The organism is Enterobacter sp. NFIX59, assembly GCF_900113755.1.
In the GTDB taxonomy this organism is placed as follows: domain Bacteria; phylum Pseudomonadota; class Gammaproteobacteria; order Enterobacterales; family Enterobacteriaceae; genus Enterobacter; species Enterobacter pseudoroggenkampii.
On record NZ_FOQN01000001.1, the window covers coordinates 221809 to 245680 of the forward strand.

Genomic DNA, 23872 nt, shown 5'->3' on the forward strand with positions numbered 1-23872 from the left:
TTATTCAATAATGCCCGCTGCGAGTGATTAACCCGTGGTTGAGGTATGAAAAAGACAATATTTTCGTTGGCGCTTGGCACATTTGGCCTGGGCATGGCCGAGTTTGGCATTATGGGCGTGTTAACCGAGCTGGCGCATGACACCGGTATTTCGATTCCCTCCGCCGGGAATATGATCTCGTTTTATGCCTTCGGCGTGGTGATTGGCGCCCCGATTATGGCGCTGTTCTCAGGCAAGTTCTCGTTAAAAACGACGCTGCTGTTTCTGGTTGCCCTGTGCGCGGTGGGGAACGCCCTGTTTACCTTTTCATCATCATATTTCTGGCTGGCGACGGGACGCTTAATTTCCGGTTTTCCGCACGGCGCGATTTTCGGCGTCGGGGCGATTATCCTCTCTAAAATTGCGCCGCCGGGGAAGGTGACGGTCGCAGTGGCGGGAATGATCGCCGGGATGACCGTGGCCAACCTGGTAGGTGTCCCGCTCGGCACCTGGCTGGGGCACCAGTTCAGCTGGCGTTATACCTTTTTCCTGATTGCGGTGTTCGACGCGCTGGTGCTCCTCTCGGTTCTGCTCTGGGTGCCGGACATCCACGACACATCAGAAATCAAATTGACCGAGCAGTTCCACTTTCTGAAAAAACCAGAACCCTGGCTGATTTTTGCCGCCACCATGTTTGGCAACGCCGGGGTGTTCGCGTGGTTCAGCTTCGTTAAACCGTTTATGGTCAACGTTTCAGGCTTCACCGAAGGCGTGATGACGATCATCATGATGCTGATGGGGCTTGGCATGGTGCTGGGCAACCTCTTGAGCGGCAAACTCTCGGGGCGTTTTAGCCCGCTGCGCATTGCGGCGACCACCGACATGGTGATTGTCGCCTCGCTGCTGCTGCTTTTCGCCTGTGGTGAACTCAAAACGGCCTCGCTGATCATGGGCTTTATCTGCTGTGCCGGGCTGTTCGCGCTCTCTGCGCCGCTGCAGATCCTGCTTCTGCAAAATGCGAAGGGTGGCGAAATGCTGGGGGCGGCAGGGGGGCAGATGGCGTTTAATCTCGGCAGCGCGATCGGGGCGTACTTTGGTGGGATGATGATTACCCTCGGCTTTAGCTGGCGCTACGTCACGCTGCCTGCGGCGATACTCTCGTTCTCGGCCATGAGCGCGCTGTTGATCTACGGTTACCTGCGGGCCAGACGGGCTCAGGCTAACGCGCGTGCGCTAGCCTGATTGAATTCAGGCAAGCCAGGGCTCACCCAGGGTCAGCATCAGGCGGTTGGCCCAGGCGAAGAACGCGGCGGACTGCACCAGGTCAAGCTGGGCTAAGGTGTCCAGCCCCTCTTTTTCCAGCGCGGCAAGGTGCAGCGGCGTGGCGGCAGGTGGGGTAACCGACAGCGCCGCTGCAAAATCGATTTCTGACTGCCAGCGCGCAGATTGTCCCTCGCTCAGGGATTGTCCCGGACGCACGGCCAGCAGGGCCTCTACCGCCGGGTCATCCTTTGACAGCTGGCTGGCTTTCCGCGCATGGACAGATGCGCAGTAGATGCAGCCGTTAATTTTACTGGCGACCGTTGCCGCCAGCTCGCGCTCGGCGCGCGGCAATCCCCCCGGCGTATAAAAAATCCCTTTATCCGTTAGCGTGCGCTGTTCAAGCACCGGCAGGTTGCGCCCCAGCAGGCGGAAATAGTCGGAATCGGTGTGGCCAAACTTCGCCAGTATAGCAACCTCGTCATCACGAAAATCCGCCAGCGGTTTGGCGGCGATCCACGGCTCCCAGCCCAGTTCCTGCTGGGTAAACGCGACGGGAGCCGCCTTCCCGGTGGCCGTGGTTGCGGTCGTGTGCCAGACGCCTGCCGCCACCGGCGCTTCGCTTTTGGCGACGGGTTTGTCGTTCAGCAGCCGCAGCCCGGCAATCAGTCGGCTCTGGAAGCTGACAAACGCGATAAGCTGCGCCAGGGTCACGATACCTTCCTTGCTCCATCCCGCCTGGGTCAGCGCCCTTAACGATGTCGGCGTGGCTTCGACGGGGGAGAAGGTCAGCAGGCGCGCGAAATTGAGCGCCGGGGTCAGGCGTTCAGAGGTCGGGTCGGCCAGACCAAACCCCGCATAGTGCGCGGCCAGCGCCTCCGCGTTGTGCCACCTGGCGACTTTTGCCGCGACGGCGAAGCGCTCGTCCAGCGCAAAATCGCTATCTTGCTGGGTAAATAAGATTTCGTAGCTGCCCTGTGCGTGGCGCGTGGCGGCGTCCCGCGTGGCGCGCGCCTCTGCCAGAGGGGAACCGGGTTTAATTTCCGCCAGCTCGGCGAGAATGTCGTGACTTAATGACATAGGTATCTCCTCAACGTATATGGGGGGCAATATGTTCAGCGATCAGTTCGATGGAGCGCAAGGTGTCGCGATGGGTGGGCTCGACCGAATGGACCTGGAATGAGATGTCCGTGGCGCGCCGGAGAACGGAATCGGCCTGCAGCGAGCGCAGCACCGTCTCGGGCGAACCGATATGGGCGTCGAACTGGTGACGAAAATCGGTGACGGTGTCACCTTTAACCGCGTGCCCGGCGGCGCGATGCTGCTGGGCTTGTTTCGTCAGACCCGGTGTGGCGACCTTGAGCGCATAGTCGTCGCTGTCGGCGACGAATGCCGTACGGGAAGCCAGAATGCGCGGTGCGATGCCCGCGGGCAGCGCCTCAAGGTAGGCATCCACAATAGGGTTCTGGATCGCGTCGAGCGTTAAATCCAACTGGTCTGCCGGGCGCGGCTGCGTGCGGGAGAGCATTAAACCGTGTCCGGCCTGCGCGGCGCGAACGGCACCGTCGACCGAAAAGGTGGCAATCCAGATACGGTCGGCCAGCTGTGGCGCTGGCGGGTAAAGGTGGTTATCCGGATGGGTGAGCGAATCCCCGCGCCAGGCGCTTTGAATCACATGCAAATGGTCGGCAAAGGCCGCGCCGCGCTCCTCAAACGTCAGGCCGAACGGCAGAAATGAGGTCGGCGTGCCGCCCGAACCAAAACCGACTTCAAGACGGCCATTGGCGAGTAAATCGAGCACGGCGGCATCTTCTGCGACGCGGAGCGGGTTTTCCATCGGCAGGGTAATGATGGCCGTACCCAGGCGGATGGTTTCGGTATGTGCGGCTACGTGCGCCAGAAACAGCAGCGGCGACGGCAGTCCGCCTTCAGTTTCGTGAAAGTGGTGCTGCGCAATCCAGGCGCTGTCAAAACCGTGGCGTTCGGCGTGGCGGATCTGTTCAGTTGCCAGACGATAGCGCTCCTTCGGCGTGGCGTCGTCAAGCAGGCGGGTGAAAAATCCCAGGCGTTTTCGCGTCATGCGAACTCCTCCGTAGCGGGTGAAAAATGGGGAATGGCGTCAATCAGCTCGCGGGTATAATCGTTCTGCGGAGATGCGAATAAGGTTCCGACGTCGCCCTGTTCGACCACCTGACCGCTGCGCAGCACCGTGACGCTGTGGGCGATCCGGCGGACGGTAGACAGATCGTGCGTGATGAACAGGTAGGTTAATCCCAGCTGCTGCTGCAGCTGCTGAAGCAGAGCCAGAATCTGCGCCTGCACGGTGACGTCCAGCGCCGAGGTGGCTTCGTCCAGCACCAGAATGGTCGGCTCCAGGATCAGCGCCCGGGCGATGGCCACGCGCTGACGCTGTCCGCCTGAAAGTTCCCGGGCGGTGCGGCCCAGGAGTTCGACGGGCAGGGCAACCCGCTGGGCCACGGTCTCCACCCGAACCTTTCGCTCCGCCTTAGCGAGGCGAGAAAAGTTCTTCAGGGGCTCTTCGATGATGTCATACAGCGTCTGACGCGGGTCGAGAGAGGCAAACGGGTTCTGGTAGACAAACTGGATCTTCTGGCGCAGCTGACGTCGGGCCTCGCGGCTGAGCGTGGTGGCATCAATATCGTCAATGATGACCTGTCCGCTGTCGGCCTGTTCAAAACCCAGCAAAATACGGGCGAGGGTGGTCTTCCCGGAGCCGGATTCACCGACCAGCGCATGCGTACTGCCGCGCCTGACGTCAAACGTCACCCGATCCAGCGCCTGAAGCTGATGACCTTTGCCCAGCGAGAATTGTTTGCTGATGGCGCGGGCGCGAATGGCCGGTGACGCGAGCGGAAGACCTGATACCGGGGCAATAGTCAGGCGCTGGCCCTGGAGATCGCTCAGCAGCTGACGGGTGTAGGCGTGCTGCGGCGTACGGACAATATCGACGGTGCTGCCTTGCTCCTGAATTTCGCCATCGCGAAAAACCAGCAGCCTGTCCGCGCGCTGGGCGGCAAGCGCCAGATCGTGGGTGACAAACAGAACGGCAGTGCCCGATTCCCGCCGCAGGATATCCAGCAGATCGAGAATGCGTTTTTGCACCGTCACATCCAGCGCGCTGGTGGGCTCATCGGCAACGATCACGTCCGGGCGCAGGGCAATGGCGATGGCAATCAACACGCGCTGTTTCATCCCGCCGGAGAGCTGATGGGGATACTGCGTCATGCGCTGTTCGGGGTGGCTCAGGCCGACCTTTGTCAGCAGGGCGAGCACCTGCTCGTCGCGCTCGGCGCGGGTCACTTTCTGGTGTAGCTGAATAATCTCTCCGACCTGCGCGCCAATGGTCTTCACCGGGTTTAGTGAATTACCCGGATCCTGCGGAACCAGGCTAATTCGCGCCCCGCGAAGGGTATCGAGACGTTTAGCGGACCACCGGCTAATCTCCTCGCCGTTGAGCACGATTTTTCCCGCATCACGGCGGGCGTTATCGGCCAGCAGACCAATAATCGCCTGTGCCGTGGTCGTTTTACCGGATCCGGATTCACCGACAAACGCCAGCATTTCCCCTCGCCCGAGCGTGAAGCTGACGTTATGCACCACCTCTCTCCACTGGCGTGCGGTGCGGTAGCTGATCGTCAAATTTTCCACTGAGAGAACGGTCATTAGCGACCTCCGCTGAACTGTTGGCTGATACGATTGGTGGCCAGCACCACGGCGATGACGACGACGCCGGGGAAGGTGGTTAACCACCAGGCGGTAGAGAGATAGTTACGGCCTTCGGCAATCAATAAGCCCCATTCCGGCACGGGCGGCGGGGTGCCGTAACCGAGAAAACTCAGCGTGGAGAGCGCCAGGATGGCCTGACCAAACTGCAGCGTGGCAAAGGCGAGGACGGCGGTTAACGCGTTGGGCAGGATGTGTCGCCACAGCACCGCCAGGAACGTCCCACCGCTGCCAAACGCCGCCTCGACATAATCCGTGTGGCGGATGCGCACCACTTCACCGCGCGCGAGGCGGGCGAAGCTGGCAATGGAGGCAACGCCGACGGCAATGGCGGCATTAAGGGTGCCAAACCCGAGCAGAATAATGACCGTCAGCGAGAGCAGCAGAGACGGGATGGACAACAGCACGTCGACGAAACGCATCAGCAGAGACTCGACGCGTCCGGCGAACGCCCCGGCGATGCCCCCCAGACCGGTGCCCACCACCAGCCCCATCGTGACGGCAGCGAGCGCCGCGCTCAGGGAGTGGGACGCACCATAAATAATACGGGTGTAAACATCGCGGCCAAGCTGATCGGTGCCGAGCCAGTGGCCCGCCTGAGGCGCCAGGCGCTGTGCGCCGGCGATGCCCTCAATCGGGCTGTAGTGGGTTAACAGGCCGGGCGCCACGGCGGCAAAAAGAGCGATAATAATCACCGCCCATGCCAGCCACAGTCCGGGCTGCCATTCCACTCCCTGCCACGCTGGAACGCGTTTTCGCGCGGCGGCAGCGTAATCGACCAGACTCATGATGCACCTCCGGTAACGGTTTGCAGGCGGGGATCCAACAGAGGCATCAGCAGATCCACCAGCAGATTGATCAGGACAAAACCGAGGGCGGAAATCATCACGACCGCCTGAAGCACGGCGATATCCTGGTTATTTACCGCCTGCTGGGTCAGCTGCCCGAGCCCGCTGCGGCCAAAAACGGTTTCCGTGATCAGCGCCCCGGCAATCAGCTCGCCCAGCAGCAATCCGGCAATATTCAGGACCGGCAGCAGGGCGTTGCCGGTAACGTGACGCCACAGGACGGCGGTTTCACTCAGCCCTTTGGCCCGGGCGACGGCGACAAACGGCTGCGTCGCCACCTGGTCCAGGCTGCGCATCAGAATTTGCGCCAGCGGGGCGGAAATCGGGATCGCGACGGTCACAATCGGCAGGATCAGCCCCTGCAGCGGCGTCGGGTTAATCACCGGAATCAGCCGCAGCTGGAAAGAAAAGAGCTGGATGAGGGCAATCCCCAGCCAGAACGTCGGTAAAGAGATAAACAGGACCGGCAGCGACTGCAGGGTATTACTCAGCCAGCGCAAACCCGGCAGGCGCGATGCAAAGGCCAGCGCAAACGCCAGCAGGACTGCGAGTACAAACGCGGGCAGGGCGAGGCTCAGGGTTTCCGGCAGATTGCTGGCAATCAGCTCGCTGACCGGCACCCCTGCCTGTAACGAATAGCCGAAATCCCCGCGCAGCATCGCCAGCAGCGTATGGCCGTATTGCTGCCACAGCGGGCTGTCCGCGCCATAGGCCACGCGCATCTCCTCGATTTGCGTCGGGCTCAAGCCCAGGTCCGGGTTCTGAAATTTAATCAGCACCGCGTCGCCCGGCAGCACCTGGAGCAACACGAACGAGAGGGTAAAGGCGGCCCACAGTACCAGCAGCCCGTGCCCAAAGCGTTGAAGAAGTGCGTGGCGCATCGTCAGCTCCTCAGTGTTTCTCAATCCACGCGCCGTAGAACGACGGGCGGCCGACCGCTTCAAAATTGACGCCTTTCAGCCACGGCGCACCGGCAAAGACCTGCGGCTCTTCGAAAATTGGAATGACGTAGGCGTTATCCAGCAGGTAGCGCTGGGCATCGCCGGTCAGCTGCAGGCGTTTTTTCGGATCGACTTCAGCAGAAATGTTCACCAGCAGTTCATTCAGCTTGTCGTCACGGAAGCTTTTGACCTTGTCGCTGGAGCCGCCTTTTTGCAGCAGCGCGTCGCGGTTAGCGGGGTAGAACATGCTTTTCACCACGTCCGGATCGGCGCGGCCAACTTCGGAGACGGTTAACGGGGTTTTCAGCGGATCAAGGTTATCCAGCGTGCGGCTGCCTGCGTCACCGGCTTTAACGCTCAGCGCCACGCCCACCTGTCGCCACTGCTGGGCAACCAGCTGCAGCACCTCTTTATTTTGTGGCTGCGGCAGGGATTCATACACCGTCAGCGCCAGCCGCTGGCCGTCTTTGGCGCGGATCCCGTCGCCACCCGCTTTCCAGCCCGCCTCGTCCAGCAGCTGGTTGGCTTTAGCCGGGTCAAAGGTCAATTTATCGCTGAGATCGACAAAGCCAGCGGCGGAATCGGCAATCACCGACTTCGCCTGCGGATAGTTGGCCGAGAAGAGGGTCTCGACCACCTGCTTTGCATTGGTGGCATGCAGCAGCGCCTGGCGTACGCGAATATCAGAGACCAGCGGGTTATCCGGGCGGAAGCTGATGCTGTCATTCACCCCGCGCGTCGGGGCGGCGTAGATTTTATAGCCCTGGTCTGTCGCCTGCTTTTCGTCATACGCCTGCACCTGGCGAATAAAGTCGGCCTGACCGGCCAGCAGGGCGCCGACGCGCACGCTGTCTTCCTGAGTCACGATAAACTTGATGCCGTCAAGATTGGCTGGCCCCTGCTGCGCCAGATTTTTGGGCCCCCACTGGTAGTCCTTACGCGCTTCCAGCGTCACTTCGCGACCCAGCTTCTCGTCCTTCACCACAAACGGGCCAGAGCCAATGATATGCCGGGCGTCACCCAGCTCTTCAAAGTTGCGCTTCAGCGTGCTGAGCGAGACCAGGCCCGACCCGATTGTGGCGGTGCCCTGCAGGAACCCAGGCGACGGTTTTTTGAAGTAGAACTTCACGGTCAGCGGGTCGATGACTTCGCTACGATCGTAGTTATTGATCACTTCTGACACCGGCAGTCGCTGCGCCTTGTTACCTAAGCCGTAGGTATCAAAGTTTTTTGCTACGGCGTTGGCGTCCAGCGGCGTGCCGTCGGAGAAGGTGATGCCGGGGCGAATTTTAAAGGTGTATTCGGTTTTATCGGCGTTGGTGGTCCAGCTTTCGGCTACCCACGGTTCCACCTGCAGCGTCTTTGGGTTCTGCCACGTCAGTTTGTCGGTGATCTGGTTCAGAATGCCGCCGTTCGGGTAAAAGCCACCGGCAGGCGGATAGAGGTTGGTGTGCGCCTGTTGCTCCAGATAAATCAGCGTGCCGCCTTTGACGGGCGCATCCGCGGACCAGGCTGCGGTTGTCGTCAGAATCAGCGCCGTCAGCAGCGGCAGACGAAATGGGGTTTGCATGGTGAATTCCTTTGTTATCTTCTTGTTAGCGTCGGATTCATCATCGGGCGCGGGGGAAAACAAGGGAACAAAGGAATTAAGATAAGGATTGCCGGAAAATGGCTATAAAAAAACCGCCCCTGTCAGGAGCGGTAATTGAACGGTGGATGATTATGAACGCAGGTCAATCACCATACGGCCGCGGATCTGGCCCTGTTCCATCTCTTTAAAGATGGCGTTGATGTCCTCGATCGGGCGCATCGTGACTTTCGGCACGACCTTGCCTTCAGCGGCGAACTGGAAGGCTTCCTGCAGATCCTGACGGGTACCGACGAGCGAACCCACTACCTGAATGCCGTCCAGCACCAGGCGCGGAATGTCGAGGCTCATGGCTTCCGGCGGCAGACCAACGGCCACCACGCGGCCACCGGCACGCACGGCATCAACGGCTGAGTTGAAGGCGGCTTTTGCGACGGCAGTGACGACTGCGGCATGCGCGCCTCCGGTTTTCTCCTGCACAATTTTAGCGGCATCTTCGCTGCGGGAGTTGATGGTGAGATCCGCACCCATGCTGGCCGCCAGCTTCAGCTGTTCGTCGTTAACGTCAAGGGCGATGACTTTGGCGTTAAAGACGTTTTTGGCGTACTGCAGCGCGAGGTTGCCCAGCCCGCCCAGACCGTAAATCGCAATCCACTGGCCCGGTTTAATACCCGACACCTTCACTGCTTTATAGGTGGTGACGCCAGCGCAGGTGATGCTGCTGGCCGCCGCCGAATCCAGACCGTCCGGCACTTTTACCGCGTAATCTGCGGTGACGATGCACTCTTCCGCCATCCCGCCGTCGACGGAGTAACCGGCGTTTTTCACGTCACGGCACAGGGTTTCGTTGCCGGTATTACAGTATTCGCAGTGGCCACAGCCTTCAAAGAACCAGGCCACGCTTGCGCGGTCGCCGACTTTCAGCGACTTCACGCCAGGGCCGACTTCTTTTACGATACCAATCCCTTCATGGCCCAGGATAACCCCGGTTTTATCGCCGAAATCACCGTTCTTCACGTGGAGGTCGGTATGGCATACGCCACAGCACTCCATCTTCAGCAGGGCTTCCCCATGCTTTAGCGGGCGTAAGGTTTTTTCGGTAACGTTGACCTGGTGATCCTGAGTGACAACAGCAGCCTTCATGTGTATCTCCTTGTTCATGATAAGAATCTGCATAGCAGGTGTAGTACCTCTTAAGGATTAATACATTAGCCTGGTAATGCAAGGCTGCGGCAACATAATGTCATCATTTGATTCGATTTCAGATTAAGAATACGGCGTTCCTCTAATAATTAAGGGGGAAAATTCTGGCCCGGCGAGATGATCGCCGGGCGCAGACTTACAGCTGTGCTTCTATCTCCTCTATCTCTTTACGCCATTGCGCCTGTAGCTGCGGCTTTTGATGCTTCGGCTTACGCGCCAGATCGTCTTCCAACAGCGTTTCCAGCGCGACCAGCCGCTCCAGCAGATCGTCATACGGCGAGGATTGAATCGTCGCGGCGACAGCGGGCGCAGCGGATGTCATAAGCCCCGCGCTTTCACGCAGACGCTCAAACACCGCTTCTGCATCGTGCCACTCGCTCAGCTTTCCCTCTTCAATCAGCCAGAAACGGTTGCAGCTTTGGCTAATTAGCTGACGATCGTGGCTGACCAGCAGGACGCCGCCTTCGAACTGCTGAAGAGTGTGCGCCAGCGCCTCTTTGCCTTCCATGTCGAGGTGGTTGGTCGGCTCATCCAGCATCAGCAGGCTATAGCGGGCGAGCGTCAGGCCAACGAACAACAGGCGCGAGCGCTCGCCACCGCTGAGCGTGCTGACCGTTTGCCCGTGACGCGCCCACGGGAAACCCGCGCTTATCAGTGCCATTTTGCGGTTCTGCGGATCCGGCGCGAAAGGTTCCAGCGCGTCGAGCAGCGTGGCGTCATCCGGCAGCTGATGAAGCGTCTGGTCGTAATAACCTGGCGACACGCGCGGATGGATTTTCAACCCGCTGTCTGCGGACTCATCAGCAAATTGTTGCCAGATAAGCCTCATCAGCGACGATTTGCCGCAGCCGTTACGCCCGACAATCGCCACGCGATCGCCGCTTTTCAGCCGCGCCATGTCGATGTTAAACAGCGGCGGTAGCCCGGGCGCAGGCGGGACGCTGAGATTTTCCATCTCCAGCAGACGGTCAGCCCGCAGCGCGTCGCCGCGAAGGGTTAACGTCCACTGGCTGCCTGCCGTGAGCGCCGTCTGGCTCTCCTTCAGCCGTTCGACCTGTTTTTCCATCTGTTTGGCTTTGCGGGCCAGGTCTTCGTTGTCGTAAACCTTGCCCCAGGTCGCCAGCCGCTTCGCGCTGGCGGTCACGCGATCGATCTCCTTTTGCTCGGCCTTGTGGCGCTGGGCATCGCTTTCATCCTTTGCTTCAAGCGCCTTGCGGGCGGCCGTGCAGGGAAGGGCGAAGTAGTGCAGCGTTTTATCGCGCAGGATCCAGCTGCCGTTGGTGACGGCATCCAGCAGCTGTCTGTCATGCGAGACCAGCACAAAGCTGCCCGACCAGTTCTGTAGGAAGTGTTCCAGCCAGAGCATGGTCGGCAGGTCCAGGTGGTTGCTGGGTTCATCCAGCAGGAGTAGATCCGGCTCGTGAATCAGCGCCCTCGCCAGCAGCAGGCGGGTGTGTTGCCCGCCGCTCAGCGTGGCGGATTGCAGCATCATATCCTGCGGCGTGAAGCCCATGCTTGCCAGCAGCGTTTCGGCTTTCCAGCGCAGACTGTCCCGTTCAGTTGAGGGCAACTGGGCCAGGACGGCATCCAGCATGGTCAGCGGAAAAATAGCGTCCGGGAGATGTTGCTCCACGCGCGCCATCAGGCAGTGCCCGGCCAGTGCTACCGTTCCGGCGGCAGGGGAATCCGTGCCGTCCAGCACCTTCAGCAGCGTACTTTTGCCGCAGCCGTTGTCGCCCAGCAGGCCAATGCGGTCGCCTTTTTTCAGCGTAAAGGAGAGTGAGTCGAAGAGCGTGCCAAACGCCGTATCAACGCGTAAAGATTGTGCAGTGAGTAAAGTGCTCATTGTTGCTTACCCAAGAGTTACAGGCATGTTTATGCCTCGTCAAACATCGCTGACGATAACTCAGTAAGCCCGAGAGAAGGGATTTCAGGGGTTGGTGTCTTCGCTCAAGCAGAAGTTATCGCAGCACGATACCGATAACGCTTGAGCTGGTGCGATCACCAAATGTATGTGAAACATTGAAAATTTCACAGTACAGCATAATTGGCCTCCTTATATATTCAGTGGGTTAATGGATAAAGGGAGTGTAGCGGGGGAAAAGGGGTTTGGCTAGTGGGTATTCGATGGTGCGGTTTGTTGCCCTCACCCTGACCCTCTCCCACAGGGAGAGGGAAAACAGCCAGCCCGTAGGCCCGGTAAGCGAAGCGCCACCGGGCAGAGCGGATTAAATCGACGTACGGCGATAGCTGCGGTATTCAGGCTTCCAGAAGTTGTCGTCGATGGCCTGCTGCAGCGCGTCGGCAGAGGTTTTCACCGCCACGCCCTGCTGCTGCGCCATTTTACCTACCGCAAACGCGATGGCGCGCGACACCTTGTGAATGTCTTTCAGTTCCGGCAGCACCAGCCCTTCTCCGTCATTGACCAGCGGAGAGTAACCCGCAAGGGTTTCGCTCGCCGACATCAGCATTTCGTCGGTAATGCGAGACGCGCCGGAGGCGATCACCCCCAGACCAATGCCCGGGAAGATGTACGAGTTGTTGCACTGGGCAATCGGATAGGTTTTATCCTTCCACACCACCGGATCGAACGGACTGCCGGTCGCGACCAGCGCGTTACCTTCGGTCCACGCGATGATGTCCTGCGGCGTCGCTTCCACGCGGGAGGTCGGGTTGGAAAGCGGCATCACGATAGGGCGCTCGCAGTGCTTGTGCATCTCGCGAATGATCTCTTCGGTAAAGAGACCGGTTTGCCCGGAAACGCCGATCAGAATATCCGGCTTCACGTTGCGCACTACGTCCAGCAGGGAAAGGACTTCGTTGTCGGTATCCCAGTTTTTCAGGTTTTCGCGTTTCTGCACCAGCTTGGTCTGGAACGGCAGCAGGTTTGGCATACCGTCGGTCAGCAGGCCGAAACGGTCAACCATAAAGACGCGGGAGCGGGCCAGCTCTTCGCTTAACCCTTCGCGCTGCGTCTGGGCGATAATCTGCTCGGCAATACCGCAGCCCGCAGAGCCTGCGCCCAGGAAGACGATTTTCTGGTAGCTCAGTTGGCTGCCGGCTGCGCGGCTGGCGGCGATAAGCGTACCCACGGTCACGGATGCGGTGCCCTGGATGTCATCGTTAAAAGAGCAGATCTCATCGCGATAGCGGTTCAGCAGCGGCATCGCGTTTTTCTGCGCGAAGTCTTCAAACTGCAGCAGAACGTCCGGCCAGCGGTGCTTCACGGCCTGAATGAAATCGTCGACAAACTGATAGTACTCATCGTCGGTAATGCGCGGGTGGCGCCAGCCCATATAGAGCGGATCGTTGAGCAACTGCTGGTTGTTGGTGCCAACGTCCAGCACCACCGGCAGGGTATACGCCGGGCTGATGCCGCCGCAGGCGGTGTAGAGAGAGAGCTTACCGATTGGGATCCCCATCCCGCCAATGCCCTGGTCGCCGAGGCCGAGAATACGTTCGCCGTCGGTCACCACAATCACTTTGATATTGTGGTTCGGCACGTTCTGCAGAATATCGTCCATGTTGTGACGGTTCTGATAAGAGATGAATACCCCGCGTGAACGACGGTAGATCTCTGAGAAACGCTCACAGGCCGCACCCACCGTCGGGGTGTAGATCACCGGCATCATCTCTTCGAGATGGTTCTGCACCAGGCGATAGAAGAGGGTTTCATTGGTGTCCTGAATGTTACGCAGGTAGATGTGTTTGTCGATTTCGGTTTTGAAACCCTGATACTGGATCCACGCGCGCTCCGCCTGTTCTTCAATGGTCTCAACCACTTCCGGCAGCAGGCCAAGCAGGTTAAAGCTGCTGCGCTCTTCCATGCTGAAGGCGCTGCCTTTGTTGAGCAGGGGGAATTCGAGTAAAACCGGTCCGGCGTATGGGATGTATAAGGAACGATGTTTTTTCAGTTTGTTGTCCATGTCACTCACTCTTTTTATGAAGATCCGTCCCTGACACTGCTGTTTGTCATCTTTCTGGCCTGTGCGCTGGGAGGCGGTCAGGCGGTATTATAAAGGAGCTAAATATTAATTACCGCAACACATAAACAAAAACACCATCGGGATTACCGATGGTGTTCTGGATCTCAGTCTGGAACTTACTTGCCCGCGTGGCGTTTTCTGCCGGTGGCGTGAGTGACCTGCGTTTCATGGTCGCCTTCAATCACCACTTTACGCTGATTAGAAAGCTTGTAGTTCAGTCCCAGAATATGGCGTGCCTGACGGTTCGATTTCATGTTAACTCCTCAATCCTGTTGATAGTTTTAAGGACCAGTTTGCTTACGCAAACGAAATGTAACCCCTTAGGTTGCAGATCCAGCTTAGCAGGTTTTTACAAGGGTGCGTTTTGCCCGCTGACTACGTAGTTAATGGTCTGCTGGTAGATGTCACTGAGGATGTCATTATCTGTGGATTCCACCCACTTGGTCAGTTCCATCAAAATGTCATCTTCAGTCACAGCACCGTGCTCGGCGTGAAGACCCTGCGCAATCGCGTTAACGAGTTCAGGTTGTGCTGCTGCGGTATTAGCCGGGTAATAAGTAAACATGCTGCCTCCGTGTCGTTGTCTGTTTAATGGTACGGCTCGCAAAAAATTTAATTCATAAACAGAATGGCAAATATTTTCCCGGTTGTGGCTCAGATTCATCTTAGAAATAAAAATGACATAAGTGTATGCTTTTGTGTGCTTTTGAAATGAGGGGGGGTAAATTGAAGTGGCGTTGAGAGGATATTATAACGGTGCTCCTGCTATCACGAAAATATAGCAGGAGCAGAGTTTACATTACCACTTCATTTCGCCGGTATTCACCTTGGCGCTTAATTCCAGCGAGCTCTCTTCAGCCAGGTTCGGATACTGTTTTTTCAGGGTGCTGATGACGCCTGCAGAATCTTTATGAACGGATAAGGCCTTTTCAAAGCGCTGGAGATAGTCACGGGTAAAATCAATCGCCCCCGTCCCGGCTGGCGGGGTGCCCAGATAGTGACCCGGGATGACGCGCTCGGGTTTGTGCGCCGCCATATTCACCAGCGTTTCCTGCCACTGCTTACGGCTTTCCGCTGTCTGGGTGTCTGCCGTCCAGACGTGAATTCCCCAGGCTACCCCGGTGCCGCCGAGGATGGTTTTCGCTGACGGGATCCACACATAGGCCGCGTAGCTGTCAGGCTCTTCGATATCGATCTTTTCCCCGTCCACCATAAACGTGGTGGAGGCGAGCACCTGCGGGACGACCAGCTCTGTTGGCGCGCCGTCTTTCATCTGCGGACCCCAGAAGGCGAGCTTGGCGTCTTTGGTGGCCTTGATGTGGTCAACCACGTGTTGCGTGGCCACCACTTTGGCGTTCGGGAAGGCTTTGACCAGCGGCTGCAGGCCAAAATAGAAATCCGGATCGCCGGAGGTGATCACAATCTTGTTCAGGGTCTTACCGCTTTGACGAATTTTCTCTACCAGCGCTTCGCCATCCTTCACGCTGAACTGCGCGTCAAACAGCACCGCCTCTTTCGGGCCGGAAACCAGCGTGGAGGAGACCGCGAAAATGCCTTTCTCCTGCGGGTTATAGGTATCAATGCTCAACGGCGCGGCAAAAACAGCCGGAGTGAAAAGCGTGGAAAGCAGGGCAAGGTGAGTGAATTTCATGCTGTTGTCTCTGTTGTTCAGGAATGTCTCTATTGTACGGATATTCGCATTTGCCAGAATTCCTGAAACAGGACATGCTTAGTTTCATAAATCGAGCAAATGGAGCTTATATGGATCGCGTTATCGCCGCTCAGGTCTACAACCGGATATGCGAGCTGGGAAGCTTGAGCGCGGCGGCCCGCGCGCTGGGCATTTCCCGACCGATGGTGAGCCGCTACCTTGAACAAATGGAAAAGTGGGCGGGAACGCGGCTGGTAAACCGCTCCACGCGCAAGCTGACGCTGACCGCGGCAGGGGAAAAGGTGCTGCAAAAAACGCGGACGCTCTCGCAGATTTCGCAGGAAATTGAAGGCCAGTCGGAGAAAGATCTCCCGTCCGGCACGCTGCGGGTGGCCTGCGCGCACTTTACCGCGATGCACCTGATTGCGCCGGTACTGCCCGGTCTGCTCTCGCGCTACCCACAGTTGCGCATTGAGCTGGACGTGAATAACCACCCGGTCAGCCTGGTGGGAGAGCGCATCGACGTCGCCGTGCGCATTACGGATAACCCTGAACCCGGCATGATTGCCCGCCGGCTGGGGGAATGTCGCTCGGTGCTTTGCGCCTCGCCGGACTATCTGGCGCAGCACGGTACCCCCGTCAGCCCCGAAGAATTAGCGCAGCACAACTGCCTGCACTACAGCTTTTTCGCCGGGCAGTCCTGGCACTTCCTGACGCCGGAAGGCGAGAGCCTGAGCGTGGCCGTCAGCGGCAACCTGAGCGCCAGCATCTCTTCGCTGCTGATGGATGCGGCGATTAAGCACTGCGGTATCGCTATGCTGCCGGAGCGTGAGGCGCGAACCGCGCTGGCGCAGGGAATACTGGTGCCGGTACTGGAGACACTGGAGCCGAAACCGCTGGCCATCCATGGCATTTATCAGTCCCGTGAATACCAGCCTGCCGCGCTGCGGGTGTTCCTTGACGCGCTGGCGCACCATTTACTCAGTGACTAAGACTCGTCTGTCTTGCCCGCAGAATCCGGACAGCCTTCTATACTTAACCCTTTGTAAGCCAAAAGGAGAGCAAGAATGACTATTCATAAGCACGGTTCGGCACACTGGTCTGGCGACATTAAGCGCGGTAAAGGGACGGTTTCCACCGAGAGCGGCGTTCTCAATCAGCAGCCTTATGGTTTCAATACCCGCTTTGAGGGTGAAAAGGGGACCAACCCGGAAGAGCTGATCGGCGCGGCACATGCGGCCTGTTTTTCGATGGCGCTGTCGCTGATGCTCGGCGAAGCGGGCTATACCGCTGACTCTATTGATACCACTGCGGACGTCTCTCTGGATAAAACCGACGGCGGCTTTGCTATTACGAAGGTAGCTCTGAAAAGCAAGGTGACCGTTCCCGGCATCGCCCCACAGCAGTTCGACGGTATTATTCAGAAAGCCAAAGCGGGCTGTCCGGTATCGCAGCTCCTGAAGGCTGAGATTACGCTGGACTATAAACTTAACTAAGCCACAGCCGGGTTTACGCCCGGCTATCCCTTCAGCGCGGCGGGAAACACCTCCGCCAGCCACGCAATAAACACCTTAAGACGGTGCGTCAGATGCCGGTTCTGAGGGTAAACCACATGAAACGGATAGGCGGCAGGGCGCCAGTCGCTCAGGATCGCCGTCAGCGTACCCGCCTGTAAATACGCATTTGCCGAATACTCAAACGTCTGAACGATCCCCAGTCCCGCTGCGGCAGCCGCCAGATGGGCATTACTTTCGTTTACGCCGAGATAATGCGGAATATTGATTTCCAGCGTCTCGCCGTTCTCTCTGAAGCGAAACGGAAATGCCCGCCCGGTGACGGGCGAGAGGTAGCTAATGAGCTTGTGCCCGTTGCACAGCTCCTGCGGATAGGCCGGAACGCCATGGTTTTTCAGGTAACCCGGCGTCGCGCAGGTAACCATTTCGGCGTTGCCAATATGGCGGGCGATGAGGGTCGAGTCGTTCAGCGGGCCGCCGCGGATGACGCAGTCTACGTTACCGCTGATAAGATCCACCGGACGATCGGCTACCCCAAGGTCGATGCGGATTTCCGGATAACGCTGCATGAAATCCGGCAGCAGGGGAATAAGCACGTCCCGAGCGGTGGAGCCGCCCACGTCAACCCGCAAATGCCCTTTGGGCGTCGCGCGGGAAACGCGAAACGCGGTGTCGATATCTTCGATATCTATCAAGACCCTGAGCGCTTTTTCATAGTAATCCGCCCCTTCCGGCGTCGCGACCACCCGGCGAGTCGTCCGGTGCAGGAGACGTATCTCAAGATGCGACTCAAGTGCTTTCACCAGCTTGCTCAGGGTGGCAATGGGCATGTTCAGCGAGTCCGCCGCGCGGGTAAAGCTGCCGGTTTCCACCACCCGAGTAAACGCGCGCATCGCCATTAGCTGGTCCATTAGGCTCCCCTGATTATTTCTGTGTGTGAATAGTCATTTTCATTTTTGCCGGTTTTTCACTAATCCCGCAAGGGCTAAAGTTTGTCCAACGCAAACCCAACAAAAGGTAAATGACATGAACACGACTCTCTCAGGAAAAATCGCACTGGTCACCGGCGGCAGCACCGGCATCGGTCTTGCCACGGCGCAGGAGCTGGCGGCCCAGGGCGCGAAGGTGTACATCACCGGACGACGTCAGGCCGAGCTGGACGCGGCGGTGGCTGAAATCGCTTCAACGACAGTGGGCATTCGCGCTGACGTGTCAAAACTGGCGGACCTGGACGAAGTCTATGCCCGGATAGCCAAAGAAGAAGGCCGCCTCGATATTCTGTTCGCCAATGCGGGTGGCGGCGATATGCTGCCGCTGGGCGCGATAACCGAAGAGCAGTTTGACCGGATTTTCGGCACCAACGTCCGCGGGGTGCTGTTTACGGTACAGAAGGCGCTGCCGCTGCTGTCCGCCGGATCCTCGATTATTCTGACCGGCTCGACGGTGTCCATTAAGGGGACGGCAAACTTTAGCGTCTACAGCGCCAGCAAGGCCGCCGTGCGCAACTTTGCCCGCTCCTGGGCGCTGGATTTGCAGGGCCGCGGGATCCGCGTCAACGTGGTGAGTCCGGGTCCAATCAAAACGCCGGGTCTCGGCGATCTGGTGCCGGAAGAACACCGTCAGGGGCTTTACGACGCGCTGGCCGCTCAGGTGCCGCTGGGGCGTTTAGGCGCGCCGGGTGAGGTGGGTAAAGCGGTGGCGTTTCTGGCCTCCGAAGCGGCCAGCTTTATTAACGCCACCGAGCTGTTCGTGGACGGTGGGATGGCGCAAATTTAACCCACACTGCGCCAGCAGCGGACGTCACGGCCCTCGCGTGAGGGCTGTAACGGCTGGGGACGCTCACACCCTTGCGTTGCCATTGGACAACGGTCGCGGAAGAAACAGCCTTCGGGCAGGCGGCGATTGCCGGGAAGCTCCGTTTTGCGTAAGGTCAGCGTCTCATCCAGCGGTTCACCGGTGCGGGGAACAGAGTCGAGCAGCAGACGGGTGTAAGGATGGCGCGGCTCGCCAAGCACCTGCGCGGCGCTACCCAGCTCCACAATCTGCCCAAGGTACATCACCGCCACGCGGTCGCTCATGTGCCTGACCACCGAGACGTTATGTGAGATCAACACGTAGGTCAGATTACGCTGCTGTTGCAGGGTCACCAGCAGGTTGAGGATTTGCGCCTGCACGGAGATATCCAGCGCGCTGGTGGGTTCATCGAGCACGATAATATCCGGATCGGACGAGAGCGCCCGGGCGATGGCAATGCGCTGGCGCTGCCCGCCGGAGAAGGCGTGCGGGAGCCGGTCGAGATATTCCGGGCGAATGCCCACCTGCAGCGCCAGGTTTTCAGCCAGCTGACGGCGCTCGCGCTCGCTGCTGCGCTTTTGCACCCATACCGGCTCGGTGATGATGCGCCAGACCGGCAGGCGCGGGTCGAGCGAGGAGAGCGGATCCTGAAACACCATCTGCATGCCGCCCGCGTGGTGCGCCCGCTGGCAGGCGCCGGTGCTGGGCTTAAGCATGCCCATCAGCAGCTGGGCCAGCGTGCTTTTCCCGCAGCCGGATTCCCCGACAATGCCAAGCGTTTCTCCCCGACGGATCTCAAGGTCGAGCCCGTTGAGCGCATGGACCTGTTCCGTCACGCGGCCCAGCCAGTTTTTACGTGCCGCAAAATTCACGTGCACGCTATCCAGTTCCAGCAGTACATCAGACATGGTGTTTCTCCCGTTGTGGATACCAGCAGGCAGCCTGTTGGCCTTCTGCGCCATGGGGCTGCAGGCGCGGCGTTTCGCTGCATTTCGCCCCGGCGGCAAAGCAGCGTTCGCGGAACGCGCATCCCTGCGGAAGCTCGCTGAGGTTGGGGACCGTGCCGGGGATGGCGGGAAGCGGGGCGCGCGGCTGGCCGTTTTCCGGCGCGCACTGCAGCAGGCCGATGGAATAGGGATGAACAGGCTGATGGATCAGCGTTTGCGTGGCACCGCTCTCGATCACGCTGCCCGCATACATCACGTACATTCTGTCGCAGAGCTGGGACACCACGGCCATATCGTGGCTGATAAACAGCACCGAGGTGCCGCTGGCCCGTGCCTTGTGCTTCAGCAGGCGCAGCACCTGCAGCTGGACGGTGACGTCCAGCGCGGTGGTCGGTTCGTCGGCGATAATCAGCTCCGGCTCGCAGGAGAAGGCAAGGGCGATCATCACCCGCTGGCGCATCCCGCCGGACAGTTCAAACGGATAGCGCGCCATGACCTGTTTCGCGTCCGGGATTTGCATCTCTTCCAGCAGGGTAATCGCCTTCTGCTGTGCCTCATGCCGGGAAAGCGGCTGATGCTGGCGGATCACCTCCACCATCTGTTTGCCAATTCGCCGCGTCGGGTTGAGGGCAGTCATCGGCTCCTGAAAAATCATCGCGACCTTTGCGCCGCGCCACTGGCGAAGCTGCTTCTCGGACGCCGTCAGGACGTTTTCGCCGAGTAACTTCACCTGACCATGATGAATGCGGTAGCTGCCCTCCGGCAGCAGGCGCATGGTGAGCATGGCGGTCACCGACTTCCCCGAACCGGATTCGCCCACCACGCCGACAATTTCACCCCTGCCGATTTCCAGCGAGACGTGGTTCAGCGCGTGGACCTCGCCGCGAAAAATCGGGAAGCTCAGGTGCAGGTCTTCAATCTTGAGTACCGGGTCTGTCATCACTGTTTCCCTCCCGATTTCGGATCCAGCAGATCGCGGATACCGTCGCCAAACAGGTTAAAGCCCACGGCGGTAATCAAAATCGCCGCACCGGGAAACGCGCAGTACCACCACTGGTCCAGGACGTAGTTACGGCCAACGGCCACCATCGCCCCCCATTCGGCGGTGGGCTGCTGCGCCCCCAGGCCAATAAACCCCAGCGTGGCGGCCATCAGGATGGCGCTGCCGATGTCCAGCGACGCCTGCACAATCAGCGGCGGCAGGGCGTTGCGCAGGATATGCCAGCGGATCAAATGCCAGCGGGACGCGCCAAAGGTGCGGGCGGCCTGCACGTAGGTAAACTGGCGCACCACCAGGGTTTGCCCGCGCGCCAGCCGGACGTAAAACGGAATGCGGACAATCGCAATCGCCAGCATGGCGTTAAACAGGCTCGGCCCGAGCGCGGCGGCCAGCGCCATGGTCAGCACCAGGGAGGGAATGGAGAGCATAATGTCCATCATCCGCATGATGATGGCGTCGCCGCGCCCGCCGAGCACGCCGGACAGACAGCCCAGCAGCGAGCCAATGCCGCCCGCAATCACCACCACCGCCAGCCCGGCGGTAATCGACTGCTGGCTGCCCGTCAGCACGCGGCTGAACAGATCGCGGCCCACCTCGTCGGTACCAAACCAGTGCTGCGCAGAAGGCGCCTGCAGGCGGGCGGTCAGATCCAGCGCGTTCGGGTCATGCGGGACTATCCAGGGTGAGGTCACCATCAGGAAGAGCATCGCCATCATAATGACGCCGCCAACGATCGTGAGCGGGCTTTGACGCAGCATCCAGAACAGCTTTGCCCAGTTGATGCGTTGTCTGGCGGTTTTAACCGGGACGGGCGTTTCCTGCGTTAACATCATTCGGCACCTCCGCGCCCGATTCGCGGGTCAATCCACAGGTAAAGCAGATCGACCACCAGATTAACCAGCACGTAGGCTAGCGAAACCACGACGGCAAAGCCCATCACGGCAGGGAAATCGAGCGCCTGAATGGAGGTCACCACCCAGGCGCCCATGCCCGGCCAGGCAAAGACGGTTTCGGTCAGCACGGCGCCGTACAGCAGATCGCCCAGCGCCAGCCCGAGCACGGTAATCGATGGGATCATCGCATTCGGCAGGGCGTAGCGCAGGACGATATACCAGCCGGGCAGGCCGCTGGCGCGCGCGGTGCGGATATAGTCCTCGCTAAGCTGCTCCAGCATCGCGGAACGGACCTGACGCGCCACGATGCCCAGGTGAACAAACGCCAGCGTCAGCGAGGGCAAAATCAGGTGCTGCAGCGCATTGAAAAAGACCTCTCCGTTACCTTCCAGCAGCGCGTCCAGCAGATAAAACCCGGTGACGTGGGCAGGCGGGTCGAGCCAGTCGTCCAGCCTGCCGCCGCCCGGCAGGATCTGCAGATGCCCGTAGAACAGGACTATGATGCCCAGACCGAGCCAGAAGGCCGGGGTGGAGATCCCGGTCATCGCCATTAAACGCACCAGGTGATCCAGCCAGCGGTTGCGGTATACCGCCGACAAAATCCCCAGCGGCACGCCGATGACCAGCGCCAGCACCAGAGAACAAAAGGCCAGCTCCAGCGTGGCGGGGAAAAAGGCCTTCAGGTCTTCAGCGACCGGACGCCCGGTACGGATGGAGGTGCCTAAATCACCGTGGGCCAGAGCGTCCACATAGCGGCCAAACTGTATATACAGCGGCTGATCCAGCCCTAACTGTTGGCGGATGTTCTGCACGATTTCGTCGCTGGCGCGATCGCCGGCCAGCAGACGGGCCGGATCGCCGGGGATCAGGTGTGAAATAATAAAAGTGATAATACAGACACCGGCCACCACCAGGAGTAACCCCCAGCAGCGCTGGCGCACGATGCTCCAGAACGTCATACACTTTCCCCCGGCAAGAACCGTTATTTACTCATGGTGGCGATGTTGAACACCTGCTCGAGCATCGGATTAAAGGTGAAGCCTTTGACCTCTTTGTTCATCGCCAGCTGGTAGTTCTTCTGGAACAGATAAACGTAGGCCGCCTCGTCGATGACCACCTTTTGCGCCTGCTGATAATCTTTGGTGCGTTCCGCCTGGTCGGTGGTTTTCAGCGCGGCCTGCAGCAGGGAGTCGACCTCTTTGTTCTCATAGAACGAACGATTGCCCGGCAGCCCTTTTTTGTCCGATTCGAACCAGTAGTTCATGAACATGTACGGGTCGGCAAAGTCCGGGCTCCAGTTGCCGATGGCAATGTCGTAATCGCCTTTTCCGACGAGGTCGCGCATGGTGGCGTTGGCCAGTTTTTCCAGCTTGACGTTAATGCCGATCTTGCCAAGGCTGGCCTGCGTCGAGAGGGCGATAGGCTCCCAGTTCGGATCGTTGTCCGAGTAGAGGAAGGTCAGGCTGGCGGGCTTATCTTTGACCTTCTCCAGCGCCGCTTTGGCTTTGGCCTCGTCAAAGCTGTACTGCATGGCCGTGGCGTCAAAGCCCCACATGCCTTCCGGGATCGGGCCGCGCATCTGCTTGCCGTTGCCGCTCAGAATGCCTTTCACCATCCCCTGATAGTCCGTCGCCCAGGAGACCGCGCGGCGTAAATCGACCTGATTGAGCGGCGCTTTGCTGTTGTTGAGATAGAGGTAAGTCACGCGCAGGGACGGGTATTCGGCGACGGCCACTTTCCCTTCCTGCTTCAGGGCCGCCAGCTGATCGACCGGAAGTGAGTCGGCAATGTCCAGGTCACCGCGGGAAAGCTGCAGACGACGCGATGCGCTCTCACCGATAATTTTTACCGAGACGCGCTTGAAGTGTGGCTTCTCACCCTGCCAGTGGGGGTTTGGCACCAGCACCAGCTGCTGGCCTTTCTGCCAGCTCTTCAGCATAAACGGTCCGGAGCCGGCGGTGTTTTGCGCCAGATAGCCGCGCGCATCGTCCGCGGCATTGGCCTTCAGCACCGTCGGGTTAATGATGGAGGCGCCGTCGTTCGCCAGGGTGTAGAGGAAAGGCGCGAACGGCTGGCTGAGGGTGAACTTCACCGTATGCTCATCAACGGCATCAATTTTCAGATCTTTCGGGAAGGCTTCGGACGGCCCCTGGCTGAGCTTCAGCAGGCGCTCAAAGGAGAGTTTGACCGCCTCGGCGGTGACCGGCGTGCCGTCGGAGAATTTAGCGTTATCCGCCAGGGTAAAGGTCCACTCTTTCTGGTCGTCGGAGGCTTTCCAGCCCGTCGACAGATCGCCTTCCACCTCGGTAGAGCCTGGCTTGTACTTGACCAGACGCTGGTAGGACGGATAGGTGACGGTCCAGTCGTTGTTATCAATGGTGATGGCCGGATCGAGCGTTTGTGGGTCAGCGGCTTTGCCGATCGCCAGCATGTCTTTCGGGACGGCAGCCAGCGCCAGCGGGGCACTCAGGGCCAGCGTGGCGGCGATCAGCGTCGAGATAAGCGATGTTTTCATGGCAGTGCT

22 protein-coding genes are annotated in these 23872 nt (G+C 59.4%); 4 read left to right on the forward strand and 18 right to left on the reverse strand.

Annotated features, from left to right (window positions below; genetic code table 11):
* The first annotated feature begins 45 nt into the window (after nt 1-45).
* On the forward strand, nt 46-1221 hold the full coding sequence (araJ, locus tag BM007_RS01060; protein WP_090416831.1) for an MFS transporter AraJ: 1176 nt from the start codon (nt 46-48) through the stop codon (nt 1219-1221).
* A gap of 6 nt (nt 1222-1227) precedes the next feature.
* Here the strand turns inward: araJ and BM007_RS01065 are convergent, their stop codons facing one another.
* The 12 genes from BM007_RS01065 to BM007_RS01120 all read right to left on the reverse strand — a co-directional run bounded on the left by BM007_RS01065 (nt 1228) and on the right by BM007_RS01120 (nt 15200).
* Nucleotides 1228-2319, reverse strand: a complete 1092-nt coding sequence (locus tag BM007_RS01065) for an alkylhydroperoxidase domain protein (RefSeq protein ID WP_090416833.1) — start codon at nt 2317-2319, stop codon at nt 1228-1230.
* A gap of 10 nt (nt 2320-2329) precedes the next feature.
* Nucleotides 2330-3319, reverse strand: coding sequence for a putative FMN-dependent luciferase-like monooxygenase (locus tag BM007_RS01070; RefSeq protein WP_090416835.1), 990 nt, complete (start codon nt 3317-3319; stop codon nt 2330-2332).
* Nucleotides 3316-4923, reverse strand: coding sequence for a dipeptide ABC transporter ATP-binding protein (locus BM007_RS01075; RefSeq protein WP_090416836.1), 1608 nt, complete (start codon nt 4921-4923; stop codon nt 3316-3318). Before BM007_RS01075 ends, BM007_RS01070 begins: the two co-directional genes overlap by 4 nt.
* A complete protein-coding gene (locus tag BM007_RS01080) occupies nt 4923-5771 on the reverse strand; it encodes an ABC transporter permease (RefSeq protein ID WP_090416838.1) in 849 nt (282 codons plus the stop codon). The genes BM007_RS01075 and BM007_RS01080 overlap by 1 nt, the downstream gene beginning before the upstream one ends.
* Nucleotides 5768-6712: an ABC transporter permease gene (locus BM007_RS01085; RefSeq protein ID WP_090416841.1), complete on the reverse strand. Its 945-nt coding sequence runs from the start codon at nt 6710-6712 to the stop codon at nt 5768-5770. Before BM007_RS01085 ends, BM007_RS01080 begins: the two co-directional genes overlap by 4 nt.
* Before the next feature lie 10 nt (nt 6713-6722).
* Nucleotides 6723-8342, reverse strand: coding sequence for a TIGR04028 family ABC transporter substrate-binding protein (locus BM007_RS01090; protein WP_024909555.1), 1620 nt, complete (start codon nt 8340-8342; stop codon nt 6723-6725).
* Between the two features lie 150 nt (nt 8343-8492).
* Complete coding sequence (adhP, locus tag BM007_RS01095; protein WP_032647362.1) at nt 8493-9503, reverse strand: alcohol dehydrogenase AdhP; 1011 nt, start codon at nt 9501-9503, stop codon at nt 8493-8495.
* Nucleotides 9504-9699: 196 nt separating this feature from the next.
* Nucleotides 9700-11409: an ABC-F family ATP-binding cassette domain-containing protein gene (locus tag BM007_RS01100; RefSeq protein ID WP_061715074.1), complete on the reverse strand. Its 1710-nt coding sequence runs from the start codon at nt 11407-11409 to the stop codon at nt 9700-9702.
* A gap of 382 nt (nt 11410-11791) precedes the next feature.
* On the reverse strand, nt 11792-13489 hold the full coding sequence (locus BM007_RS01105) for an NAD-dependent malic enzyme (protein WP_024909550.1): 1698 nt from the start codon (nt 13487-13489) through the stop codon (nt 11792-11794).
* A gap of 176 nt (nt 13490-13665) precedes the next feature.
* Nucleotides 13666-13803 (reverse strand): stationary-phase-induced ribosome-associated protein, encoded by a 138-nt coding sequence (gene sra, locus BM007_RS01110; RefSeq protein ID WP_008501714.1) that lies wholly within the window; start codon nt 13801-13803, stop codon nt 13666-13668.
* Between the two features lie 95 nt (nt 13804-13898).
* Nucleotides 13899-14114, reverse strand: coding sequence for a biofilm-dependent modulation protein (gene bdm / locus BM007_RS01115; protein ID WP_013096534.1), 216 nt, complete (start codon nt 14112-14114; stop codon nt 13899-13901).
* 234 nt (nt 14115-14348) lie between these two features.
* Entirely contained in the window at nt 14349-15200 is an 852-nt protein-coding gene (locus BM007_RS01120; RefSeq protein ID WP_061715075.1) for a Vmh family MBL fold metallo-hydrolase, read from the reverse strand.
* Nucleotides 15201-15310: 110 nt separating this feature from the next.
* Between BM007_RS01120 and BM007_RS01125 the strand changes: the two genes are divergently transcribed.
* Nucleotides 15311-16192 carry a LysR family transcriptional regulator gene (locus BM007_RS01125; RefSeq protein WP_048992329.1) on the forward strand — a complete coding sequence of 294 codons (882 nt, stop codon included), beginning with the start codon at nt 15311-15313 and terminating at the stop codon, nt 16190-16192.
* 75 nt (nt 16193-16267) lie between these two features.
* Complete coding sequence (locus tag BM007_RS01130) at nt 16268-16696, forward strand: OsmC family protein (RefSeq protein WP_023311893.1); 429 nt, start codon at nt 16268-16270, stop codon at nt 16694-16696.
* Between the two features lie 23 nt (nt 16697-16719).
* On the opposite strand, the gene BM007_RS01135 is transcribed toward BM007_RS01130, so the two are convergent.
* Nucleotides 16720-17625, reverse strand: coding sequence for a LysR family transcriptional regulator (locus BM007_RS01135; protein WP_090416843.1), 906 nt, complete (start codon nt 17623-17625; stop codon nt 16720-16722).
* Nucleotides 17626-17740: 115 nt separating this feature from the next.
* Here BM007_RS01135 and BM007_RS01140 point away from each other — a divergent pair, with 115 nt between their 5' ends.
* The gene (locus tag BM007_RS01140) at nt 17741-18490 is read left to right on the forward strand and encodes an SDR family NAD(P)-dependent oxidoreductase (protein ID WP_090416845.1); all 750 of its coding nucleotides are present in this window, start codon (nt 17741-17743) and stop codon (nt 18488-18490) included.
* Here BM007_RS01140 and BM007_RS01145 read toward each other — a convergent pair.
* From BM007_RS01145 to BM007_RS01165, 5 genes are read right to left on the reverse strand one after another with little or no spacing between them, the layout of a single operon-like run.
* Complete coding sequence (locus BM007_RS01145; protein ID WP_048992331.1) at nt 18487-19416, reverse strand: oligopeptide/dipeptide ABC transporter ATP-binding protein; 930 nt, start codon at nt 19414-19416, stop codon at nt 18487-18489. The genes BM007_RS01140 and BM007_RS01145 overlap by 4 nt on opposite strands.
* Nucleotides 19409-20395 carry an ABC transporter ATP-binding protein gene (locus BM007_RS01150; protein ID WP_090416847.1) on the reverse strand — a complete coding sequence of 329 codons (987 nt, stop codon included), beginning with the start codon at nt 20393-20395 and terminating at the stop codon, nt 19409-19411. Before BM007_RS01150 ends, BM007_RS01145 begins: the two co-directional genes overlap by 8 nt.
* A complete protein-coding gene (gene ddpC, locus BM007_RS01155; RefSeq protein WP_061715080.1) occupies nt 20395-21288 on the reverse strand; it encodes a D,D-dipeptide ABC transporter permease in 894 nt (297 codons plus the stop codon). The genes BM007_RS01150 and ddpC overlap by 1 nt, the downstream gene beginning before the upstream one ends.
* Nucleotides 21285-22307, reverse strand: a complete 1023-nt coding sequence (locus BM007_RS01160; protein WP_090416849.1) for an ABC transporter permease — start codon at nt 22305-22307, stop codon at nt 21285-21287. The genes ddpC and BM007_RS01160 overlap by 4 nt, the downstream gene beginning before the upstream one ends.
* Before the next feature lie 23 nt (nt 22308-22330).
* Nucleotides 22331-23863, reverse strand: a complete 1533-nt coding sequence (locus BM007_RS01165; RefSeq protein ID WP_090416851.1) for an ABC transporter substrate-binding protein — start codon at nt 23861-23863, stop codon at nt 22331-22333.
* Nucleotides 23864-23872 lie beyond the last annotated feature (9 nt).

Bases quoted from the DNA above. Each gene is read 5' to 3' on its own strand.
- araJ (WP_090416831.1), top strand. From the start codon at position 46: ATGAAAAAGACAATATTTTCGTTGGCGCTTGGCACATTTGGCCTGGGC.
- BM007_RS01065 (WP_090416833.1), bottom strand. From the start codon at position 2,319: ATGTCATTAAGTCACGACATTCTCGCCGAGCTGGCGGAAATTAAACCC.
- BM007_RS01070 (WP_090416835.1), bottom strand. From the start codon at position 3,319: ATGACGCGAAAACGCCTGGGATTTTTCACCCGCCTGCTTGACGACGCC.
- BM007_RS01075 (WP_090416836.1), bottom strand. From the start codon at position 4,923: ATGACCGTTCTCTCAGTGGAAAATTTGACGATCAGCTACCGCACCGCA.
- BM007_RS01080 (WP_090416838.1), bottom strand. From the start codon at position 5,771: ATGAGTCTGGTCGATTACGCTGCCGCCGCGCGAAAACGCGTTCCAGCG.
- BM007_RS01085 (WP_090416841.1), bottom strand. From the start codon at position 6,712: ATGCGCCACGCACTTCTTCAACGCTTTGGGCACGGGCTGCTGGTACTG.
- BM007_RS01090 (WP_024909555.1), bottom strand. From the start codon at position 8,342: ATGCAAACCCCATTTCGTCTGCCGCTGCTGACGGCGCTGATTCTGACG.
- adhP (WP_032647362.1), bottom strand. From the start codon at position 9,503: ATGAAGGCTGCTGTTGTCACTCAGGATCACCAGGTCAACGTTACCGAA.
- BM007_RS01100 (WP_061715074.1), bottom strand. From the start codon at position 11,409: ATGAGCACTTTACTCACTGCACAATCTTTACGCGTTGATACGGCGTTT.
- BM007_RS01105 (WP_024909550.1), bottom strand. From the start codon at position 13,489: ATGGACAACAAACTGAAAAAACATCGTTCCTTATACATCCCATACGCC.
- sra (WP_008501714.1), bottom strand. From the start codon at position 13,803: ATGAAATCGAACCGTCAGGCACGCCATATTCTGGGACTGAACTACAAG.
- bdm (WP_013096534.1), bottom strand. From the start codon at position 14,114: ATGTTTACTTATTACCCGGCTAATACCGCAGCAGCACAACCTGAACTC.
- BM007_RS01120 (WP_061715075.1), bottom strand. From the start codon at position 15,200: ATGAAATTCACTCACCTTGCCCTGCTTTCCACGCTTTTCACTCCGGCT.
- BM007_RS01125 (WP_048992329.1), top strand. From the start codon at position 15,311: ATGGATCGCGTTATCGCCGCTCAGGTCTACAACCGGATATGCGAGCTG.
- BM007_RS01130 (WP_023311893.1), top strand. From the start codon at position 16,268: ATGACTATTCATAAGCACGGTTCGGCACACTGGTCTGGCGACATTAAG.
- BM007_RS01135 (WP_090416843.1), bottom strand. From the start codon at position 17,625: ATGGACCAGCTAATGGCGATGCGCGCGTTTACTCGGGTGGTGGAAACC.
- BM007_RS01140 (WP_090416845.1), top strand. From the start codon at position 17,741: ATGAACACGACTCTCTCAGGAAAAATCGCACTGGTCACCGGCGGCAGC.
- BM007_RS01145 (WP_048992331.1), bottom strand. From the start codon at position 19,416: ATGTCTGATGTACTGCTGGAACTGGATAGCGTGCACGTGAATTTTGCG.
- BM007_RS01150 (WP_090416847.1), bottom strand. From the start codon at position 20,395: ATGACAGACCCGGTACTCAAGATTGAAGACCTGCACCTGAGCTTCCCG.
- ddpC (WP_061715080.1), bottom strand. From the start codon at position 21,288: ATGATGTTAACGCAGGAAACGCCCGTCCCGGTTAAAACCGCCAGACAA.
- BM007_RS01160 (WP_090416849.1), bottom strand. From the start codon at position 22,307: ATGACGTTCTGGAGCATCGTGCGCCAGCGCTGCTGGGGGTTACTCCTG.
- BM007_RS01165 (WP_090416851.1), bottom strand. From the start codon at position 23,863: ATGAAAACATCGCTTATCTCGACGCTGATCGCCGCCACGCTGGCCCTG.